The sequence below is a fragment of the Parahaliea maris genome (assembly GCF_008064665.1).
Lineage (GTDB): Bacteria > Pseudomonadota > Gammaproteobacteria > Pseudomonadales > Halieaceae > Parahaliea > Parahaliea maris.
The window spans coordinates 531,129-548,036 of sequence record NZ_VRZA01000002.1 but is presented as its reverse complement, the minus strand read 5'-3'; the positions used below and the strand labels follow the sequence as shown (position 1 = coordinate 548,036).

Genomic DNA, 16,908 nt, shown 5'->3' with positions numbered 1-16,908 from the left:
GTATCTGACTCGATTTCAGCTTGCGGCCAGTTCGGCCGCTTCTTCCACGTCTACCGTCACCAGACGGGAAACCCCCGGCTCGTGCATGGTGACGCCCATGAGCTGGTCCGCCAGCTCCATGGAAATTTTGTTGTGGGTAATGTAGATGAACTGCACTTTCTCCGACATCTCCTTGACCATGCGGGCGTAGCGACCCACGTTGGCATCGTCCAGCGGCGCGTCCACCTCGTCCAGCATGCAGAAAGGCGCCGGGTTGAGCTGAAAAATCGAGAACACCAGGGCAATGGCCGTCAACGCTTTCTCGCCGCCCGACAACAGGTGAATCGTGCTGTTTTTCTTGCCCGGCGGGCGCGCCATGATGGAGATGCCCGTGTCGAGCAAGTCCTCACCGGTTAGCTCCAGGTAGGCGCTGCCGCCGCCGAACACCCGCGGGAACAACTCCTGCAGGCCGCTGTTCACCCGGTCGAAGGTGTCGCGGAATCGGTTGCGGGTTTCCTTGTCGATCTTGCGGATCGCCGACTCCAGGGTTTCCAGCGCGGTTTCCAGGTCTTCGTTCTGGGCGTCCAGGTAGTTCTTGCGCTCAGACTGCAGACTGTATTCGTCGATGGCCGCGAGGTTGATCGGGCCCAGCCGCGCGATGCGATTGGCGACGCGCTCGAGGGAGCGCTGCCACTCGGCTTCGTTGGCCTCCTCGGGCATGGTCTCGAGGACCTGCTGCACGTCGTGCTCGCCCTCGTTGAGCTGGCGCTGGATGTTCTCGCGCTGGACCTGCAGGCCCTGGTGTTTGAGGCGCAACTGCTCCAGCTCACCGCGCACGCCCTGGGCGCGCTGCTCGATGGCTGCGCGTTGCTGTTCCGCCTGGCGCAGCTGGTGCTCGACTTCCGACATGGCCTGGCGGGCTTCGGTGAGCTCGCCCTCCGACTGCAGGCGCAGTTCGAGCTGGGCTTCCAGTTCTTCCTGCAGGGAGTCCAGCGGGTTGTCGTTGTCGTTCAGGCTGCTCTCGAGACTCTCCCGCCGCTCCTGTAGCTGGGCCACCTGGCCCTGGGTGCGCTCGATGGTCTGGCGCACCGCATTGAGCTGGGTTTCCAGCGACTGGTAGCGCATGGCGGACTGGTGGGCCGCGTCCTTGTCGTGACGCGCCTTCTGCCGCACGGAATCCAGGTTGGAGCGGGTTTCGTCGCGGGTGGACAGCAACATCTCGCGCTCGCGGGAATCGGTTTCCATGCGCTCGATGGCCTCGGCCAGGATCTGGCGGGCCTCGGCGATACTCTCCTGCTCCTGGCCAAACTGGGCCCGGGCTTCTTCGATGTCCGCCTGCAGACGCTCACGGCGGGCGGTGATCTGTTCCACCTTGGCGCGATGGGCCGACAGCTGGGCGCTGTAATCCGCGTGCTGGCGGGTCACCGCCTGCAGCTCGCGCTGGCCCTGCTGGCGCTGTTCTTCCAGTTGCCGAACCTGCTCCCGCACGCTCTGCTGTTCCGACTCCAGGTCGGCAATGCGCCCGGCAAGTGATTCGACCTCTGCGCCCAGGCTTTCGAGTTCCTGCTGACGCTGGATAACGCCGCCCTGCTGGTCCGCCAGCCGGGTAACCCGCAGCCAGTTGGCGCCCAGCCAGATACCTTCCGGCGTGATGACCGATTCGCCCGGGGCCAGGGTACCGCGCAGGGCCATGGCCGCGGGCAGGTCGGCGGCGACTTTCACACCGGACAACAGGTGCCCCGCCAGCCCGCCGTGGCGTACTTTGGCGGCCAGATCGTCGGCTCCCGCCGGCACCGCGGCACCGCTCTGTACCAGCGCCAGCTGGCCGCGCTCAAGGGCGCCCAGGCTGTCGCCCAGGCCCGCCAGGTCATCCACACAGACGGCCTGCAGGTAGTCGCCCAGCACGGTTTCCACCGCCAGTTGCCAGCCCTCGTCAACATCGAGCTGTTCCAGCAGGCGCGGACGGTCTTCCAGCTGCGCCCCGCGCAACCACTCGCCGACCGCCTGGTCGCTGTCTTCCATCGCCGCCTGCTGCAGGGCCTCGAGGGAGGCGAGCCGGCCGCGTTTCTGCTGCAGGGAGGAGCGCAATGCGTCCAGTTCACCGCCCAGCGCCTCGCCGCGCTCCCGGCGGCTGCCGAGCTCCTCCACCAGCGCTTCACCGCGCTGCTCGTGCTCGGCCATGACCATCTCGGTCTCGGCCAGTTGCTCGGAGAGGGTGTCAATATCGTCGTCCGCCGGCCCGGGAGCCAGGTTCTGGCGCTCCTGGTCCAGCTGGTTGATACGGTTTTGCAGGCGCTGGGTGGCCTGCTCGAGGTGCTGGATACGCGACTGCTGCACCTCGGCCTGCTGGCGCGGTTCGGCGGCGTGCTGGTTGAACTCGTCCCAGCGCTGCTGCCACTCGTGCATGGCTTCCTCGGCCAGCAACAGGGCTTCGGCGGAGCCCTGCTCCACCGCCTGCAGCATTTCCATGTCCGGCGCCAGACCCTCCAGCTCCTCCTCCCAGACCGCCAGCTTGCGCCGGTCGTCCTCGAGGTGGGTCTCGGACTGGGACAGGCTGGCCAAGGTCTGGCTCAGGTCCTCGTGCAACTGGCGGCCGCGCTCCTGCTGGTGCTTGATGGTCTGCTCGATGCGCGCGACCTCGGAACCCAGGGCGTAGTAGTTGGCCTGCACCTTGTTGAAGGCGTCGTTGCGGTCGGCGTGGTCGACCCGGTACTGCTCGATGGCGGTGTCTACCTGCTGGTGTTCCGCATGCACCGACTCCAGTTTGACTTCCAGCTCGCCAATGGACTGGCTCGCCGTGCGCACCTGCGCGTCCAGTTCGCGCCATTGCAGGGCCTGAAGTTGCGCTTTAAAAGTGCGCTCTTCTTCCTTGAATTCGCTGTATTTTTCCGCCGCCTGGGCCTGGCGTTGCAAATGCTGTAACTGGCGTTCGAGTTCGTCGCGCAGGTCGGTGAGGCGCTCGAGGTTCTCCAGCGTGCGCCGCATCCGGCTCTCGGTTTCCTTGCGCCGTTCCTTGTACTTGGAGATACCTGCCGCTTCTTCAATAAAGATGCGCAGCTCTTCGGGCTTGGACTCGATCAGGCGCGAAATCATGCCCTGCTCAATAATGGCGTAGCTGCGGGGGCCGAGGCCGGTGCCGAGGAAGATGTCGGTGATGTCGCGCCGGCGGCACTTGGTGCCATTGAGGAAATATTCGGACTGACCCTCGCGGGTAACCAGGCGCTTGATGGAGATTTCCGCGTAGCTGGCGTACTCGCCACCGACGCCACCGTCGCTGTTGTCGAACACCAGTTCGATGGACGCCTGCCCCACGGGCTGGCGGTTGACCGAGCCATTGAAAATGACGTCGGTCATGGATTCGCCGCGCAGGTTCTTGGCCGAGCTCTCACCCATGACCCAGCGTACAGCGTCGATCACATTGGATTTGCCGCAGCCGTTGGGGCCGACCACCGCACACATATTGCTGGGAAAGCTGACAGTCGTCGGGTCTACAAATGACTTGAACCCGGCCAACTTGATGGACTTGAGTCTCATAGAACCTTAAGTAACTTTCACACCCTGTTGTTTTATAAGGCTTTATGCCGAAAGCATGCGGTTTTTCAGCGACCCCGGAGCACTACATCTAGTGTATCGGACTTAATTCGGTAACACTATGCCCGCAGCCTATAAATCCTGAAATCAACGCCGGGGAGGACGATGGCGACCTTAGACCTGCAGATGTGGGGCCGAGCCCTGAACAAGATGCCCAAACTGCAACCGGCAGAATGGGAGTCCCTCGACATCGTCGCCCGCTGGCTGATCGCCTGTCGGGCGTCGGTACTGGTGATGACGCTCTCTGCCGCGGCCCTGGGAGGCCTGCTGGCCTGGCGCGCCGGCGCCTTTGCCCTCACCCCCTGGCTGCTGGCCACCCTCGGCCTGCTGTTTGCCCATGCCACCAACAACCTGCTCAACGACTACACCGATTCACGCCGCGGCATCGACCGCAACAACTACTACCGCAACCAGTACGGCGTTCACGTGCTGGAGGACGGCCTGGTCAGCCAGCGCCAGTTCTGGGGCTACCTCGGCTTCACCGGCGGCGTGGCCATTGCCCTCGGCCTGTGGCTGGTCTGGCTGCGCAGCGGACTGACCCTCGATCTCATGCTGGCCGGCGCCTTCTTCGTGCTGTTCTACACCTGGCCACTCAAGTACTACGGCCTCGGCGAGCCGGCGGTACTGCTGGTATGGGGCCCTCTGATGGTGGGTGGCACCTACTATGTGACGGCGGGCCACTGGAGCTGGGACGTATGCTGGCTCAGCGTGGTGTTCGCCCTGGGCCCGACCACGGTGCTATTCGGCAAGCACACTGACAAGGCCCCCGCCGATCTCGCCAAGGGCGTCCATACCCTGCCGGTACTGCTCGGGGACAAGCTGTCGCGGCAGGCAACCCGCCTCATGCTGGCGGCCCAGTACCTGCTGTGCGTGCTGCTGGTAGCCACCGGCAGTTTCGGCTGGCCCCTGTTGCTGGTGCTGCTGGCACTGCCGAAACTGCGGCACCTGTGGGCCGTGTTTGGTCGCCCCAAACCCGCGGAGCGCCCGGAGGGCTACCCCGAGGCCATCTGGCCCCTGTGGTTCTCAGCCCACGCCTTTCGCCATACCCGCCCCTTCAGTGGGCTGTTCCTGCTGGGGTTGGTACTCGACACCCTGTTGCGCTGAACCTTCTACACCGGGCAACGGCGCCGCGACACACCTTTCAACACTGCGCACGCCGCCCGGCCGGGCGGTGCGCTCCCGCTTGAAACGTCATTATTGCCACCAAAACCGGTAACAACGGATACCAAATTACCGTATATTTCGCGTCACATAACGTTCACAAAAATGTCACATTATAAAAGGGACGTTGATCCAGCCACGCAGTACGAGCGTCGACTCCGCCCTTTGCAGCCGTTTTAAACTTCGGCAGCTGCGACCACCCTGTGAACGTCATCTCAGCTTTCAGATAGCAATTGAACGACCAAAGGATGACATGACCGTGAAGAAGCCTTCGCCGCTCCGCTCCCTTGCCGGCGTGCCTCTACTGTTTTCGCTGGCCGGAACCACCGTGCCCGCTGCCGCAGCAGACAAGGCACTGCTGGACATTCTCCTGGGTAATGGCGTGATCACCCAGGAACAGTACGACAGCCTGATGCAGAAACCGGCCCTGACCAGCGAGGACATCCTCGGCGGCGCCGCTGCCTCACCGGCACCACCGCCGGCCCCCGCCAAGCTGGCCGAACAGCCGGTATCCCCTGACGTGGCCCGCCAGATCGATGTCGCCGTTGCCGATGCGGTAGACAGGCGCCTGAGCGATGACAGCGAGGGCGGCTTCATGCAGAGCTTCGCCAGCCAGGTCGCCGACAGCTTCCCGGTCAATGCCGACTACACCGACAAGGGCTTCCGCCTCGAGACCAAAGACGGCCGTTTCCAGACCAACCTGCAGTGGCGCGCACAGATGCGCTACAGCGAGCCCTTTCGGAGCGACCCCCGCCAGGTGGCCAGCTTTGAGGAACCCGAGACCCGCGACTTTGAGACTCGCCGGCTGCGGATGAAAATTGGCGGCCACGGCTACCAGCCCTGGCTGAAGTACTACTTCGAGGTGGATCTGCAGCCCACCCGGGACTCGGACGACGAGAGCTACGCGGCCAGTTCCCGCCTGATCACCTGGCGCGCCGACATCGCCAAATGGGACTGGGCGACCCTGCGCCTCGGCCAGTGGAAGGTGGACCTCAACCAGGAACGTGTTGCCTCCTCCGGCCGCCAGCAATTTGTCGAACGCTCCATCGCCAACCGGGTGTTTACCATCGATCGCCAGATGGGCGTGCAGTTGCGCGGCCACTTGTTCCAGGAAACGCCGGCCGACATGCGCTACTACGTGGGCGCCTTCACCGGCGAGGGCCGCGGTGTTGCCAACGACGACGACAACCTGATGTACATGGGTCGCCTGCAATGGAACTTCCTCGGCCGGGATATGCCCTGGCGCATGACCGATGTCGAATACACCGAACAGCCCACCGGCGCCCTCGCCTTTGCCGGCTTCACCAACGAGGGTGTCTGCACCCGCTGGTCATCCTCCGGTTGCGGCCGCCTCGACGGCTACGCATCACCTCTCGTCGACCAGCCAGGGCTGTACGAGATCGACCAGTGGACCCAGGAGTTTTCCTTCAAGTGGCGCGGTTTCTCTGCCCTGCAGGAATATCACAACAAAACCATCAAGGACTCAGACCGGGGTACTGAGGAGGAACTGACCGGCGGCTACGCTCAGGCCGGCTACTTCTTCCACCACTTGTTCCCGGTAGTGCCAGCGCCGCTCGAGGTCGCCTTCCGTTACGCCTTCGTGGATGAGCCCAACGCGAGCGATCGCATGCTGGAGAACGAGCGCAGGGAGTACACAATGGGCTTGAACTGGTTCTTCAACGGTCACAACAACAAGCTGACCCTGGACTACTCCCACCTCACCCTGGAAGACGAGTTCCTCTCCCGGGATGTCTCGGACAACCGCGTCCGCCTGCAGTGGGACGTATCCTTCTAGGCTTAAGTCTCCCTCCCGAAGCCCGGTCGCCCGGGCTTTCGGGTCGATCGATCACCCGCTCAGAACGCTCTCCCCGCGCTGATCGGGATAATTAATTGTCTATTACAATCCGCGTGGGCTGTTGCACCATGGCGCCGGCTGCACTAACTTAATACCAATACAAAGCTTGTGGGTATTGGGGGAAAGGAATGCTGTCCTGGTTGCGAGGTTTGCTACGCCCGTCAGCGAAATACTCGGTGCTCGCACTGGTGGGTGCCGGTCTGGTACTCGGCGTCGTGGGCGTGCTCGGTTTCAACGCCACCATGCATGCCACCAACACCGAAGCGTTCTGCACCAGTTGCCATGAAATGGGCAGCAATCCCTTCCCGCAGCTGCAGGAAACCACCCACTTCAGCAACCCCAGCGGCGTCCACGCCTCCTGTTCCGACTGCCATGTGCCGAAGGAATTTGTGCCCAAGATGATCCGCAAGATCCAGGCCTCGCGCGAGGTCTGGGGTCACTTCACCGGGGTCATCGACACGCCCGAGAAGTACGCCGCCCACGCTCCTGCCATGAAGGCCCGGGAAGTGGCCCGTCTCAAGGCCAACAACTCCCAGGAGTGCCGCAACTGCCACGAAGTAGAGCGGATGCTGGAAACTTCTCAAACCGCCAAGGCCCGCAAATACCATCTCTCCATGGAGAGCCAGGGCAAAACCTGTATCGACTGTCACGCCGGTATTGCGCACCCGCGCAACCTGCCCGGTGTGGCAGCGAGCCACTAGCCGCAGACCAGCAAAGGATTTTCAGCATGGGTCAAACGCCGAGTGTCGCCATTTCACCCGCCACCTGGTGGCGCCTCCCCCTGCTGGCGCTGCTACTCCTGCTTGCGGCGCAGGCTCCCGCGCAATCGGCGGACGGCTTCTCCGCGGGCGGTAGCCAGCAGTGCCTGGGTTGCCACGATTTCGGCCCTGACTCTCCGGTGCATCCCATGCTGGAGAGCCCCCACGGACAGGCCGACAACCCGGACACACCGATGGCCAATCGCGGCTGTGAAAGCTGCCACGGCCCCAGCGCGGGCCACGCCGGCGCGCCAACCCAGGTAGCCCCCGGAATCAGTTTCGGCCCGCGCTGGACGGCCGCCAAGAACAGCCAGGACGGCCAGTGCCTGGCCTGCCACCAGGACAAACCGGTCGGGCACTGGGACAGTGCCCCCCACAACCAGGCAGACATCACCTGCGTTACCTGCCACGACATTCACCAGATGCCGGACAAGGTGCTGGCGAGTTCCTCGCAAACCGAGGTCTGCACGGTGTGCCACAAGGTGCAGCGTGACGGCGTCCACGGGCTGGCGAGTCACCGCGACAACAACCCGGCCTGCACCAGCTGCCACAGCCCCCACGATGCGCAACCGGTCGTGGCCACTGCGCTGGAAACACGCTCCGAAGGCTGTCGCACCTGCCACGACCTGACCGCCATGGCCAATGAGCCAACGGTGAGCGACAAGGCCAGGAGCTACCACAAAGTCATGGTTCGCGAAGACCGCAGCTGCCTGGATTGCCACCAGGGGATCGCTCACGGCCCTGCCGATGCCGTCCCCCCCATGGTGCCCACCGCCGTCGCCAGCAAGGAAGTCAACCTGTTCTTCCCCGGCCAGTCCGACAGCGAGTGGTTGCTGGGCATACACCCCGGTTCACAGCCCCTGCGTCACGGTGCCAGTTGCCAGCAGTGTCACCGCGGTGATGAAGCCCGCATGGGCAGCGACCTCGCCGGTGACTTCCGGCCGGCCACCCGCGCGGTGCAAGTCAGCGTTGGCCGCAGCGGCAATACACTGGAAGTCCAACTGGCATGGGCCGGCCCACCGGACGATGCCGATATCGCCCTGCTCTGGGGAGACAGCCAGACCCCGACCATCCAGCGCGCCGGTTGTTTTGCCGCCTGTCACAGCGATATGCCCGGCATGAGTCGCGACCGCGGCCAGGACACCGGCAAATATCTGCTGGCCTCCCGGGCCCAGCAACAGGCGATAGGCCGCCCGGCCCTGCTGAAGGACGCGGGAGAACTGCGCGCCCTGCAGGACGCGGGTCAGTACGGGGAATTGTGGCGCGTGAAGCTGCAGGGTGAAGCATCCGGCCGGATAGAGAGCGCTGTACTGCTTTCCCAACCCGTGTGGCATGAAGCCAGCACGCTGACGGGCAGCGCAAACTATCGCGACGGACGCTGGCAGGTCGTGCTACGCCGGCCGATGGCGGGCAGTGAAGGCCAGCGCGCCCTGCTGGAGAACGACACCTACACCTTCGGTATCGCCCTGCACGGCAGCGACAACCCGGGCGGAAAGCACTGGGTATCACTGCCCCAGACGCTCGGCTTCCAGGGCGACGATACGGACTTCAAGGCCGAGTAAGACGATGCCACTGCGATTACAGGGCCTGTTCGCCATACTGCTCCTGTGCTTGTGGAGTGTTAGCGCGAGCGCCGCCGACAGTTGCCTCGACTGCCACCTGGACAGCGCCGACCACCCGGTAAACGCCATTCTGCACACACCCCACGCCAGCCTGGCGGGCGGTGGCAGCGATGCCTGCATGGCCTGCCATGGCAGCAGCGCCTCACACGTCGCCGCCCCCACCAACGCGGCCCCTGACCTCAGTTTTGGCCCGCGCTGGCCGCTGGCGTCCACGGATGCCAGTGGCGCCTGCCTCGGCTGTCACGCGGGTGGTGAGCAGATGCACTGGGCGGGCAGCAGCCACGAATCGGCCGACCTCGCCTGCAGTGACTGCCACACCCTCCACCGGCAGTCACAGTTCAGCGTGGCCCAGGACCCGGCCACCACGGGCTGCCTGAACTGCCACAGCAGCGTGCGGGCGGAGCTGCGGCTGCCATCGCGCCACCCGATTGCCGAGGGCAAAACCGAATGCACTGATTGCCACAACCCCCACGGATCCTCCACGCCGGCACTGCTGCGCCAGGTCACGCTCAACGACAACTGCCTGAGCTGCCACAGTGAAAAACGCGGTCCATTCCTCTGGGAGCACCCCCCGGCCAGTGAGGACTGCAGTCTGTGTCACCAACCCCACGGCTCGGTCCACGATCGCCTGCTGACGGCCCGCGGGCCCGCCCTGTGCCAGCAGTGCCACGCCGCCGCCTTCCACCCCAGCCTGCCCTACGGGGCCGAGGGGCTGGCCGGCGGCAGCCCCAACCAGAACGTGCTGGGCAAGAACTGCCTGAACTGCCACGGCCAGGTCCACGGCTCCAATCACCCCTCCGGCGCGAGGCTCACGCGGTGATTCGCCGAGGCGCTGGCAACTCCCTGCGCTGGCCGGGCTGCGGCCTGACCCTGTGCGCACTCGTGCTCCCGGCCCAGGCCGCAGATCCCGGGGATCCTTTCGCCCCCCTCGCACGGGAGACCCGCCCCCTCAGCACCCGCTGGCAAACCGATTACCGCGGCGCGGTCGAGCTGGGCGCGGCCTATACCAGCGACGACAATTTCACCTTCGGCCAGTACAACGGGCTGGATGAGCAGGGCGTGAACCTGATCGGCAACCTGCAGTGGCGCGATTACGGCAACGCTGACAGCACCTGGGATATCCAGTTGACGGACCTGGGGCTGCCTACCCGGGAGGGCCGGGTGACCTGGGGCCTCGGCCAGCGCCTGAAACTGGAACTTGAACTGGATTCACAGCGCCAGGTACGCAACGACAGTGGCGCCACCCCCTTTCGGGGAACCACCGCCCTCACACTCCCCGGCGACTGGCAAAGTGCCTTGCAAACCAGTGGTTTCCAGAATCTGCAGAGCAGCCTCAGAACCCTGAACCGGGAACTGGAGCGCGACCGTTATCGCCTGGCCCTCGAAGGCAGGCTCAACGAAGCCTGGATGCTCTATGGCAGCTGGCTGTACGAAGAGAAGCAGGGCACGGGTGATATCGGCGCCGGTATCTATATCGATGGCGCCTCTGCCGACGCCACCCTCCTGCCCTACCCCGTGGATTACCGCAACCAGGAGGGCGAGCTGGGCCTGCGCTTTGCCGGCAACGCCCTGCAACTGGATGCCATGCTGCAATACAGCGGTTTTGACAACCAGGACTCATTGCTGAGTTGGCAGAACCCCTACAGCAGCTTCAGCCCCGCGGTACGCTACCCCCAGGGCTACGGCGGGTTGGCCCTGGCACCGGACAACGAACAGTGGAGCGGGCGGCTCAGCGGTACCTGGTTGCTGGCACCGACCCTGCGCCTGAGCTTTGACGGCTACCACGCCCTGGCTACCCAGGATGAGGCCCTGTTGGATTACAGCGTAAACAGCGCCCTGAATGTCACCCAGCCGCTACCGACCGCTAGCCTGGACGGCGAGGTAGCGAGCTCGGTGGTCAATGGCAAGCTCTGGTGGCGCCCCCTGTCCGGGCTGGAGGTGGAGGGCTGGTTCCGCGCCCGGGAACGTGATTACGACGTTGACCGCAACCGCTACCTCTACATTCGCGGCGATGGCGGCAGCCAGCCCCGGGACGCTCTCGCGGTGTATAACACCGCCCACGATTACCTGTCACAGCAAATCGGCGGCGAGCTTCGCTACCGCCTGTCCAGCCGCCACCGGTTTGGCCTGGAGTATGAATACGAGGAGATCGACCGGCGTAACGCCGCGGTGGAAACCACCGAGGAGGACCGCCTCACGGCCTCTTACAGGATCAGGCTCGCCGCGGGACTGCAGGGTCGCCTGGAACTGAGCTGGGCGGATCGCGCCGCCAGTACCTATTACTGGGATCAGTCCTACTACGCCCTGCTCGACGCCGGGTTGATCAACGCGACGCCCGACAATCAGCGTTTTAACAATCACCCAGAGCTCAGCCAGTTTTACCTCGCCAACCGCGAACAGCTGGGCGCCCGCTTGGGGCTGAACTACAGCCCCATCGCCAGCTGGAGCTTCGACCTCGACCTGCGCTGGCGGGATGACGATTACGACAAGACCGAGCTGGGGCTGACCGGCGCCGACTGGCAGACCCTCCAGCTTAGCGCCAGCTATCACCCCGCTGCTGCACTGACCGCCACCCTGTACGGCGGTTTCGATCGCTATCGGGCGGACCAGCGCTCTCGCGCCTTCCGCGGCGGCCAGGAAAAGAATGCCTTCGCCGTCACGCCGCCCCTGCCCCAGTCCAGCGATCCCACTCGCAACTGGTCGCTGGCGGCCCAGGACGACAGCCTCAATCTCGGCGCCTCCCTGCAGTGGCAACCGGCGGAACGCCTGGACCTTCAACTGGCCTACAGTTTTGTGGATACCCGGGCCCGCCAGCGCATGTCCGCCGCGGGCGCCGCGGATCTCAACCCCGCTGACCTGCCGGACGTGGATACCCAACTGCAGCAGCTGGACGCCACAGGCCAATGGCACCTGCGCGACGACCTGACCCTGGCGCTGAACTACCAGTACTACCGCTACGACACCAACGACTGGGCCTGGCGCAACGTCGAGGTAGATACCCTCGACAAGGTGCTCGGCTCCGGCCAGCGCAATCCCAACGACAGCATCCACTACCTGGGGGCGTCGGTGATTTACCGCTGGCAATGACCCCCATGGTTTGAGAGGGCAGAGGACTATGAAACCGATACGACGACACTGGGGACGACCGCTGCGCCAGGCCGTAATGGCACTGGCTGTTTGTCTGCTGGCTGCCTGTGGCGGCGGCGGTGGCGGTGACCGCGCCGCCGGCGTCGAGCCCGGACCCGAGGCCCCCGGGGGCCAGGTACCCCTGCCGCCGGAAGTACCCGAGCCCAGCCCGGCACCCTACGCCGAGGCCCTGGAGTTGCGGGCCGCCATCACCGGCGCAACGATCCCGGACGATGGTCAACCGGTGGTGGACTTCCAGCTCGCCAACGAAAACAACATCGCCATCACCGACCTGACCGGAGACGACGTACGTTTCATCATCGCCAAGTTACGCACCAGCCCACTGGGCAATTTCACCGGAAACTGGCAGTCCTATATCAACCGCATCGAACAGGCCGGGAGCGTGGGGCCGGGCACCGAACCGAAACTGCAGGCCACCACCGAATCCAGTGGCGAACTGACCAATAGCGGGGACGGCAGCTACCGTTACCGTTTTGCCACCGATATCTCTACCCTTCCGGAGGATATTCTGGCCCAGGCGGAATCCGAAGGCCTGGACCTGAGCGTAGAAACCGGCCTTACCCATCGCATCGCGATTCAATTCGGTAACAGCGGCGGAACTGCCAACCCGGTGTACGACTGGGTACCGGCCAGCGGCGCCACCGACGGCATACTCCATCGCGACATCGCCGCCACCAGCAACTGCAATCGCTGCCACGACAAGCTCGCGCTCCACGGCAGCGGCCGGGTGGAGATCGAATACTGCGTCACCTGCCACAACCCGGGCACGACCGACGCCAACAGCGGCAATACGGTCGACCTCAAGGTCATGGCCCACAAAATTCACCGCGGCGCCAACCTGCCGAGTGTCCAGGCCGGGGGCGAATACGTGATCTATGGATTTGGCAGCAGGGCTCACGACTATTCCCTGCTGCACTATCCCCAGGACATTCGCAATTGCACCAACTGTCACGTCGGCACCGGCACCATAGGGGATCGCGACGACCTGCTGCTGACCGCCCAGGGCGACAACTGGAACGAGTACCCCAGCCAGGCGGCCTGCGGCAGTTGCCACGACGACCTGGACTTCAGCCGCCACGCCGGTGGCCAGGAAGACGACAGCCGCTGCGCCAGCTGCCACTCCAGCACCGGCTTCGTCGGCAGCATCGCCGACAGCCACAGCATTCCCGTGGACGAAGCCCGTGCGCAGTTTGCTGCGGAGGTCATCAGTGTGGATGGCGGTGCACCAGGGGAGGCGCCCACCATCAATTTCCGGGTGAGCAACCCGCAGACCGGCGAGGACTACGACCTGCTGAACGACCCGGTGTGGACAGGCTCCGGCGCGTCACTCAACGTTCGCGTGGCCTGGGACACCGGCGATTATCACAACACCGGTAACGGTGCCGACGACGCCAGTTCGGTTGCGGTCAGCGCCTCCGGCTCGACCCCCAACGGTGACGGCAGCTTCCGGGTCACCCTCGGCCAGCCGATCCCTGACGCTTCAACGGCGCCGGGTATCGCAGCCTCCGGCAGTGGCGTAGCCGTTGTTGAAGGGCGGGCTGTGATAGAGGATGACGAAGGCGAGAGCCTGAGAGTCCCGCTGGACAATGCCCACGGCTTCTTCTCCATTGACGAAGCGGATGGCCAGGCGACGGCCCGCCGCCAGTCAGTGGCCATCGGCCAGTGCCTGGTCTGTCACCAGTCTCTGTCGCTGCACGGCGATAACCGCAGTAACAATATCGACAGCTGTGTGACCTGCCACAACCCCCGCAATACCGACCGCGAAGTCCGCGCAATCGCCGCCACACCACCGACCGATGGCAAGGCAGAAGAATCACTGGACTTCAAGACCATGATTCACGGCATCCACGCCGCGGGTATCCGCGAGAACCCCCTGCAGATCGTTGGCTTCCGCGGCTTCACCACCTACGTGTATGACGAAGACACGGTGCACTACCCCGGCAATATCGGCAATTGCCGCGCCTGTCATACAGAGAGCGGCTTTACCCTGCCCCTGGCGAGTACCGTGCTCGGCAGCACGGTGGATACCGGCGACCTGCACGACGACCCGCGGGACGATACGGTAGTCACCCCGACCACCGCCGTATGCTCGAGCTGCCATGACGACAGCGTGGCCCGGGCCCACATGACCGCCAATGGCGGTAGCTTCGACACGACACAGGCCGCCCTCGACAACGCGGAAGTTGTCGAGCAGTGCAGCGTGTGTCACGGCGAGGGCCGAACGGCCGATGTCGCGGAGGTGCATCCGGTCAGGGAGCTACCCTGACCGGGTGTCGGACGTTCACGGAGAAAACGTGACCAGTTCCAGTTCCTCATCCATTACCAGGCCAACGCCCGGGCAATAGACTTTCTCATCACTTTCCTTGCCCTTGGGGTCGGAGAGGAAGTTGGTGTCGCTGACCAGCACACAATTCTCGAAGTCCGGGCCGTCATTCGGGTTGGGAAAGCTCAACCCCATACCAACGTGCTCGCCGCGATCGAGTGCCACTCCCGGCGCCACCTCCTGGAAATAGCGGGCTCCCAGCAGGAAGCTGCCACCGGGCATGATGATCCCCGCCCGGGCACCGTTCTCGCCGGCGAGCCAGCCGTCGGGTAGTGGATTGTTGTCACCATCAACGACGGTTTCACCAAAATAGAAAACATCGCCAGTGCCATCACACTCCGCGTAGTAATTCAGCGAGGTTTCTACTACTTCACCGCCTTCCAGTTCGAGTTCCTCAACCACTCGAGCCAATACACCGTCGACCAGCTCGGTATTGGGAGTCACGGTAATCGTGACCTCCTCCAGTTCGTCACATTCGCCCTCGTCCACGCAGGCCTGGTTGTTCAGGTAGGCAACCGTGCCCACATTCAGGGGAAAGTACTGGTTTACTCCCCCGCTATTGATGTACGCCCCGCTCGGGCAACTGAATTCGTCGGTGAACTCGCGTTTGTCGTGGCCGGGCAATGATGCCAACGCTGACAGCGAGACCACCGATATGGCCGCCACAGCGAGGGAATGGGTTTGCAGCATATTCATAACAGCCTCCTTGGTTTCTGCTCACCCGTTTGCTGGGCAAGTGCCATGTAGGAGTGCCCCCTGGCGGGAAATCTGTCGCACCGGGGTAAAAATATCGGCCTGGGCCGACAGATTATTACCACAGCGGCCCTCTATACTTTTGCTATGTGGCACAACGACGATACAGGGGCCGTCAGCCCAATCCAGTGGAGCCGTGACCGGCGGCTCGTGCGGCGCATGCTCGCGGGTGATGAGCGCGCCCTGCGGCGCTTCATGGATGAGTATTTTCCGCGCCTTTATCGCTACCTCGTATTGCGCATGCGCAATCGCGATGACGTCGAGGATCTGGTCCAGGTCACCCTGACCCAGGCGGCACGCAAGCTGGAGACCTATCGCGGCGAGGCGAGCCTGCTGACCTGGCTGATCACCATTGCCCGCCACGAAATGCACCGCCACCTGCAGCGTGAAGCTGCCCGCGAGGACCGCACCACGACCTTCCTCAACGACGAGTTACTCAGCGCGGTGGTGGAAGCGCTGGCCTCGGAGAGCGAAGCGTCACCGGAGTGGCAGCGCCGCCGACAGGAGGTCACACAGCTGGTCCAGCTCACCCTGGACCAACTGCCGGAGCACTACGCTACGGCACTGGAACTGAAGTACATCGAGGGTTTCAGCTCGCTGGAAATCGGTTCCCGTCTCGGGCTGAGTGACGCCGCCACCCAGTCGCTGCTCGCCCGGGCGCGCCGCGCGTTCCGGGAAATCTGTGGAGAGGCCCTGCACCAGGCCTGGGAGTAACACGAACCATGAGTGACGAAACACAGCAACCCAAGGAGCCGGACATCGGTGTTCTCCTGCGCACAGCGGGTCGACGCGAGACGGCAACCCCCGAGGCGATGCAGCGCTGGGAGTCCCGATTCCGGGCGGAACTGGCGCCCGTAGTGCAACGGCGCCGGCGCCAGCGCAGGCTTATTGCCGGCAGCCTGGCCGCTGTCGCTGCCTTGCTGCTGGTGCTGATCTACCCAGAGCAGGAGCAACCCCGTCCCCAAGCTGTGACCGCCAGTGTCGAGTCGACCCGGGGACAGGTCAGCGTGATCTCCGGCGCTGAGCGACAGCCCATCGCCGGCGGCCAGATGCTCGCCGTGGGCAGCGTACTCCACAGCGGTGTGAACGGCTACGCCGCCATTGTGCTCGGAGCCCACCGGGTCCGCCTGGATAGCGACTCCCGGATTACCCTCCAGGCCGACGGTGTGTTCCTGCACCGGGGGCGCCTTTACGCCAGTGACGGCCTGAGCCAGGCGGTACGTTCGTTTTCGGTCTCCACGCCATGGGGCAGTATCAGGGACATCGGCACCCAGTTTATGGTGCAGGTCGGCGAGCGGGAGACCGTCGCCACCGTGCGCCTCGGGGCCATTGAATTGCGCCAGGGACAGATCCAACAGCGCGCGGCAGCCACGAGCGGCTCGGCCGTGCAACTGCGCATCGACTCCGGGGCCCGGATCAGCGAGCGAGCAGTCGGTTCCCGCGGTACCGCCTGGGACTGGATCTACCAGAGCGCGACCGCCTTCGAACTGGAGGGCAGCAGCGCCCTGGCATTTCTCGAGTGGGTCAGCGCGGAGACCGGCCTGCGGCTGGAGTTCAGCAGCACCGGCGCGCGTGAGGAGGCGGCACGTACCACCTTGCACGGTGAACTGGGTGACTGGAACCCGGAACAGGCCATCGACCCGGTACTGCTCGCCACCGACCTCGTCGCCAGCCGCGGCCAGGGTCAATTGCGCATTGCACTGCGCTGAGGGAACGTCT

11 protein-coding genes are annotated in these 16,908 nt (G+C 64.5%); 9 read left to right on the top strand and 2 right to left on the bottom strand.

Annotated elements, in window-relative coordinates:
• Positions 1–15: 15 nt before the first annotated feature.
• Positions 16–3,513 (bottom strand): chromosome segregation protein SMC, encoded by a 3,498-nt coding sequence (gene smc / locus FV139_RS06845; RefSeq protein WP_148067502.1) that lies wholly within the window; start codon positions 3,511–3,513, stop codon positions 16–18.
• A 162-nt stretch (positions 3,514–3,675) separates the two neighbouring features.
• Here smc and FV139_RS06840 point away from each other — a divergent pair, with 162 nt between their 5' ends.
• The 7 genes from FV139_RS06840 (at position 3,676) to FV139_RS06810 (ending at position 14,379) form a co-directional block, all read left to right on the top strand.
• Positions 3,676–4,674 (top strand): prenyltransferase, encoded by a 999-nt coding sequence (locus tag FV139_RS06840; protein ID WP_187276434.1) that lies wholly within the window; start codon positions 3,676–3,678, stop codon positions 4,672–4,674.
• Positions 4,675–4,990: 316 nt separating this feature from the next.
• The gene (locus tag FV139_RS06835; RefSeq protein WP_407946806.1) at positions 4,991–6,526 is read left to right on the top strand and encodes a porin; all 1,536 of its coding nucleotides are present in this window, start codon (positions 4,991–4,993) and stop codon (positions 6,524–6,526) included.
• A 188-nt stretch (positions 6,527–6,714) separates the two neighbouring features.
• Positions 6,715–7,287 (top strand): NapC/NirT family cytochrome c, encoded by a 573-nt coding sequence (locus FV139_RS06830; protein WP_213004041.1) that lies wholly within the window; start codon positions 6,715–6,717, stop codon positions 7,285–7,287.
• A 26-nt stretch (positions 7,288–7,313) separates the two neighbouring features.
• A complete protein-coding gene (locus tag FV139_RS06825) occupies positions 7,314–8,906 on the top strand; it encodes a cytochrome c3 family protein (RefSeq protein ID WP_148067500.1) in 1,593 nt (530 codons plus the stop codon).
• 4 nt (positions 8,907–8,910) lie between these two features.
• Entirely contained in the window at positions 8,911–9,786 is an 876-nt protein-coding gene (locus tag FV139_RS06820) for a DmsE family decaheme c-type cytochrome (protein WP_148067499.1), read from the top strand.
• Positions 9,783–12,053 (top strand): MtrB/PioB family decaheme-associated outer membrane protein, encoded by a 2,271-nt coding sequence (locus tag FV139_RS06815; RefSeq protein ID WP_187276433.1) that lies wholly within the window; start codon positions 9,783–9,785, stop codon positions 12,051–12,053. The genes FV139_RS06820 and FV139_RS06815 overlap by 4 nt, the downstream gene beginning before the upstream one ends.
• A 28-nt stretch (positions 12,054–12,081) precedes the next feature.
• The gene (locus FV139_RS06810) at positions 12,082–14,379 is read left to right on the top strand and encodes an OmcA/MtrC family decaheme c-type cytochrome (RefSeq protein ID WP_148067497.1); all 2,298 of its coding nucleotides are present in this window, start codon (positions 12,082–12,084) and stop codon (positions 14,377–14,379) included.
• Between the two features lie 15 nt (positions 14,380–14,394).
• Here FV139_RS06810 and FV139_RS06805 read toward each other — a convergent pair whose 3' ends face one another.
• Positions 14,395–15,132 (bottom strand): hypothetical protein, encoded by a 738-nt coding sequence (locus FV139_RS06805; RefSeq protein ID WP_148067496.1) that lies wholly within the window; start codon positions 15,130–15,132, stop codon positions 14,395–14,397.
• Positions 15,133–15,348: 216 nt separating this feature from the next.
• Here FV139_RS06805 and FV139_RS06800 point away from each other — a divergent pair, with 216 nt between their 5' ends.
• Both FV139_RS06800 and FV139_RS06795 read left to right on the top strand, forming a co-directional pair.
• Positions 15,349–15,903, top strand: coding sequence for an RNA polymerase sigma factor (locus FV139_RS06800; RefSeq protein WP_187276432.1), 555 nt, complete (start codon positions 15,349–15,351; stop codon positions 15,901–15,903).
• Positions 15,904–15,911: 8 nt separating this feature from the next.
• Positions 15,912–16,898, top strand: coding sequence for a FecR family protein (locus FV139_RS06795; RefSeq protein WP_148067494.1), 987 nt, complete (start codon positions 15,912–15,914; stop codon positions 16,896–16,898).
• Positions 16,899–16,908: the final 10 nt, after the last annotated feature.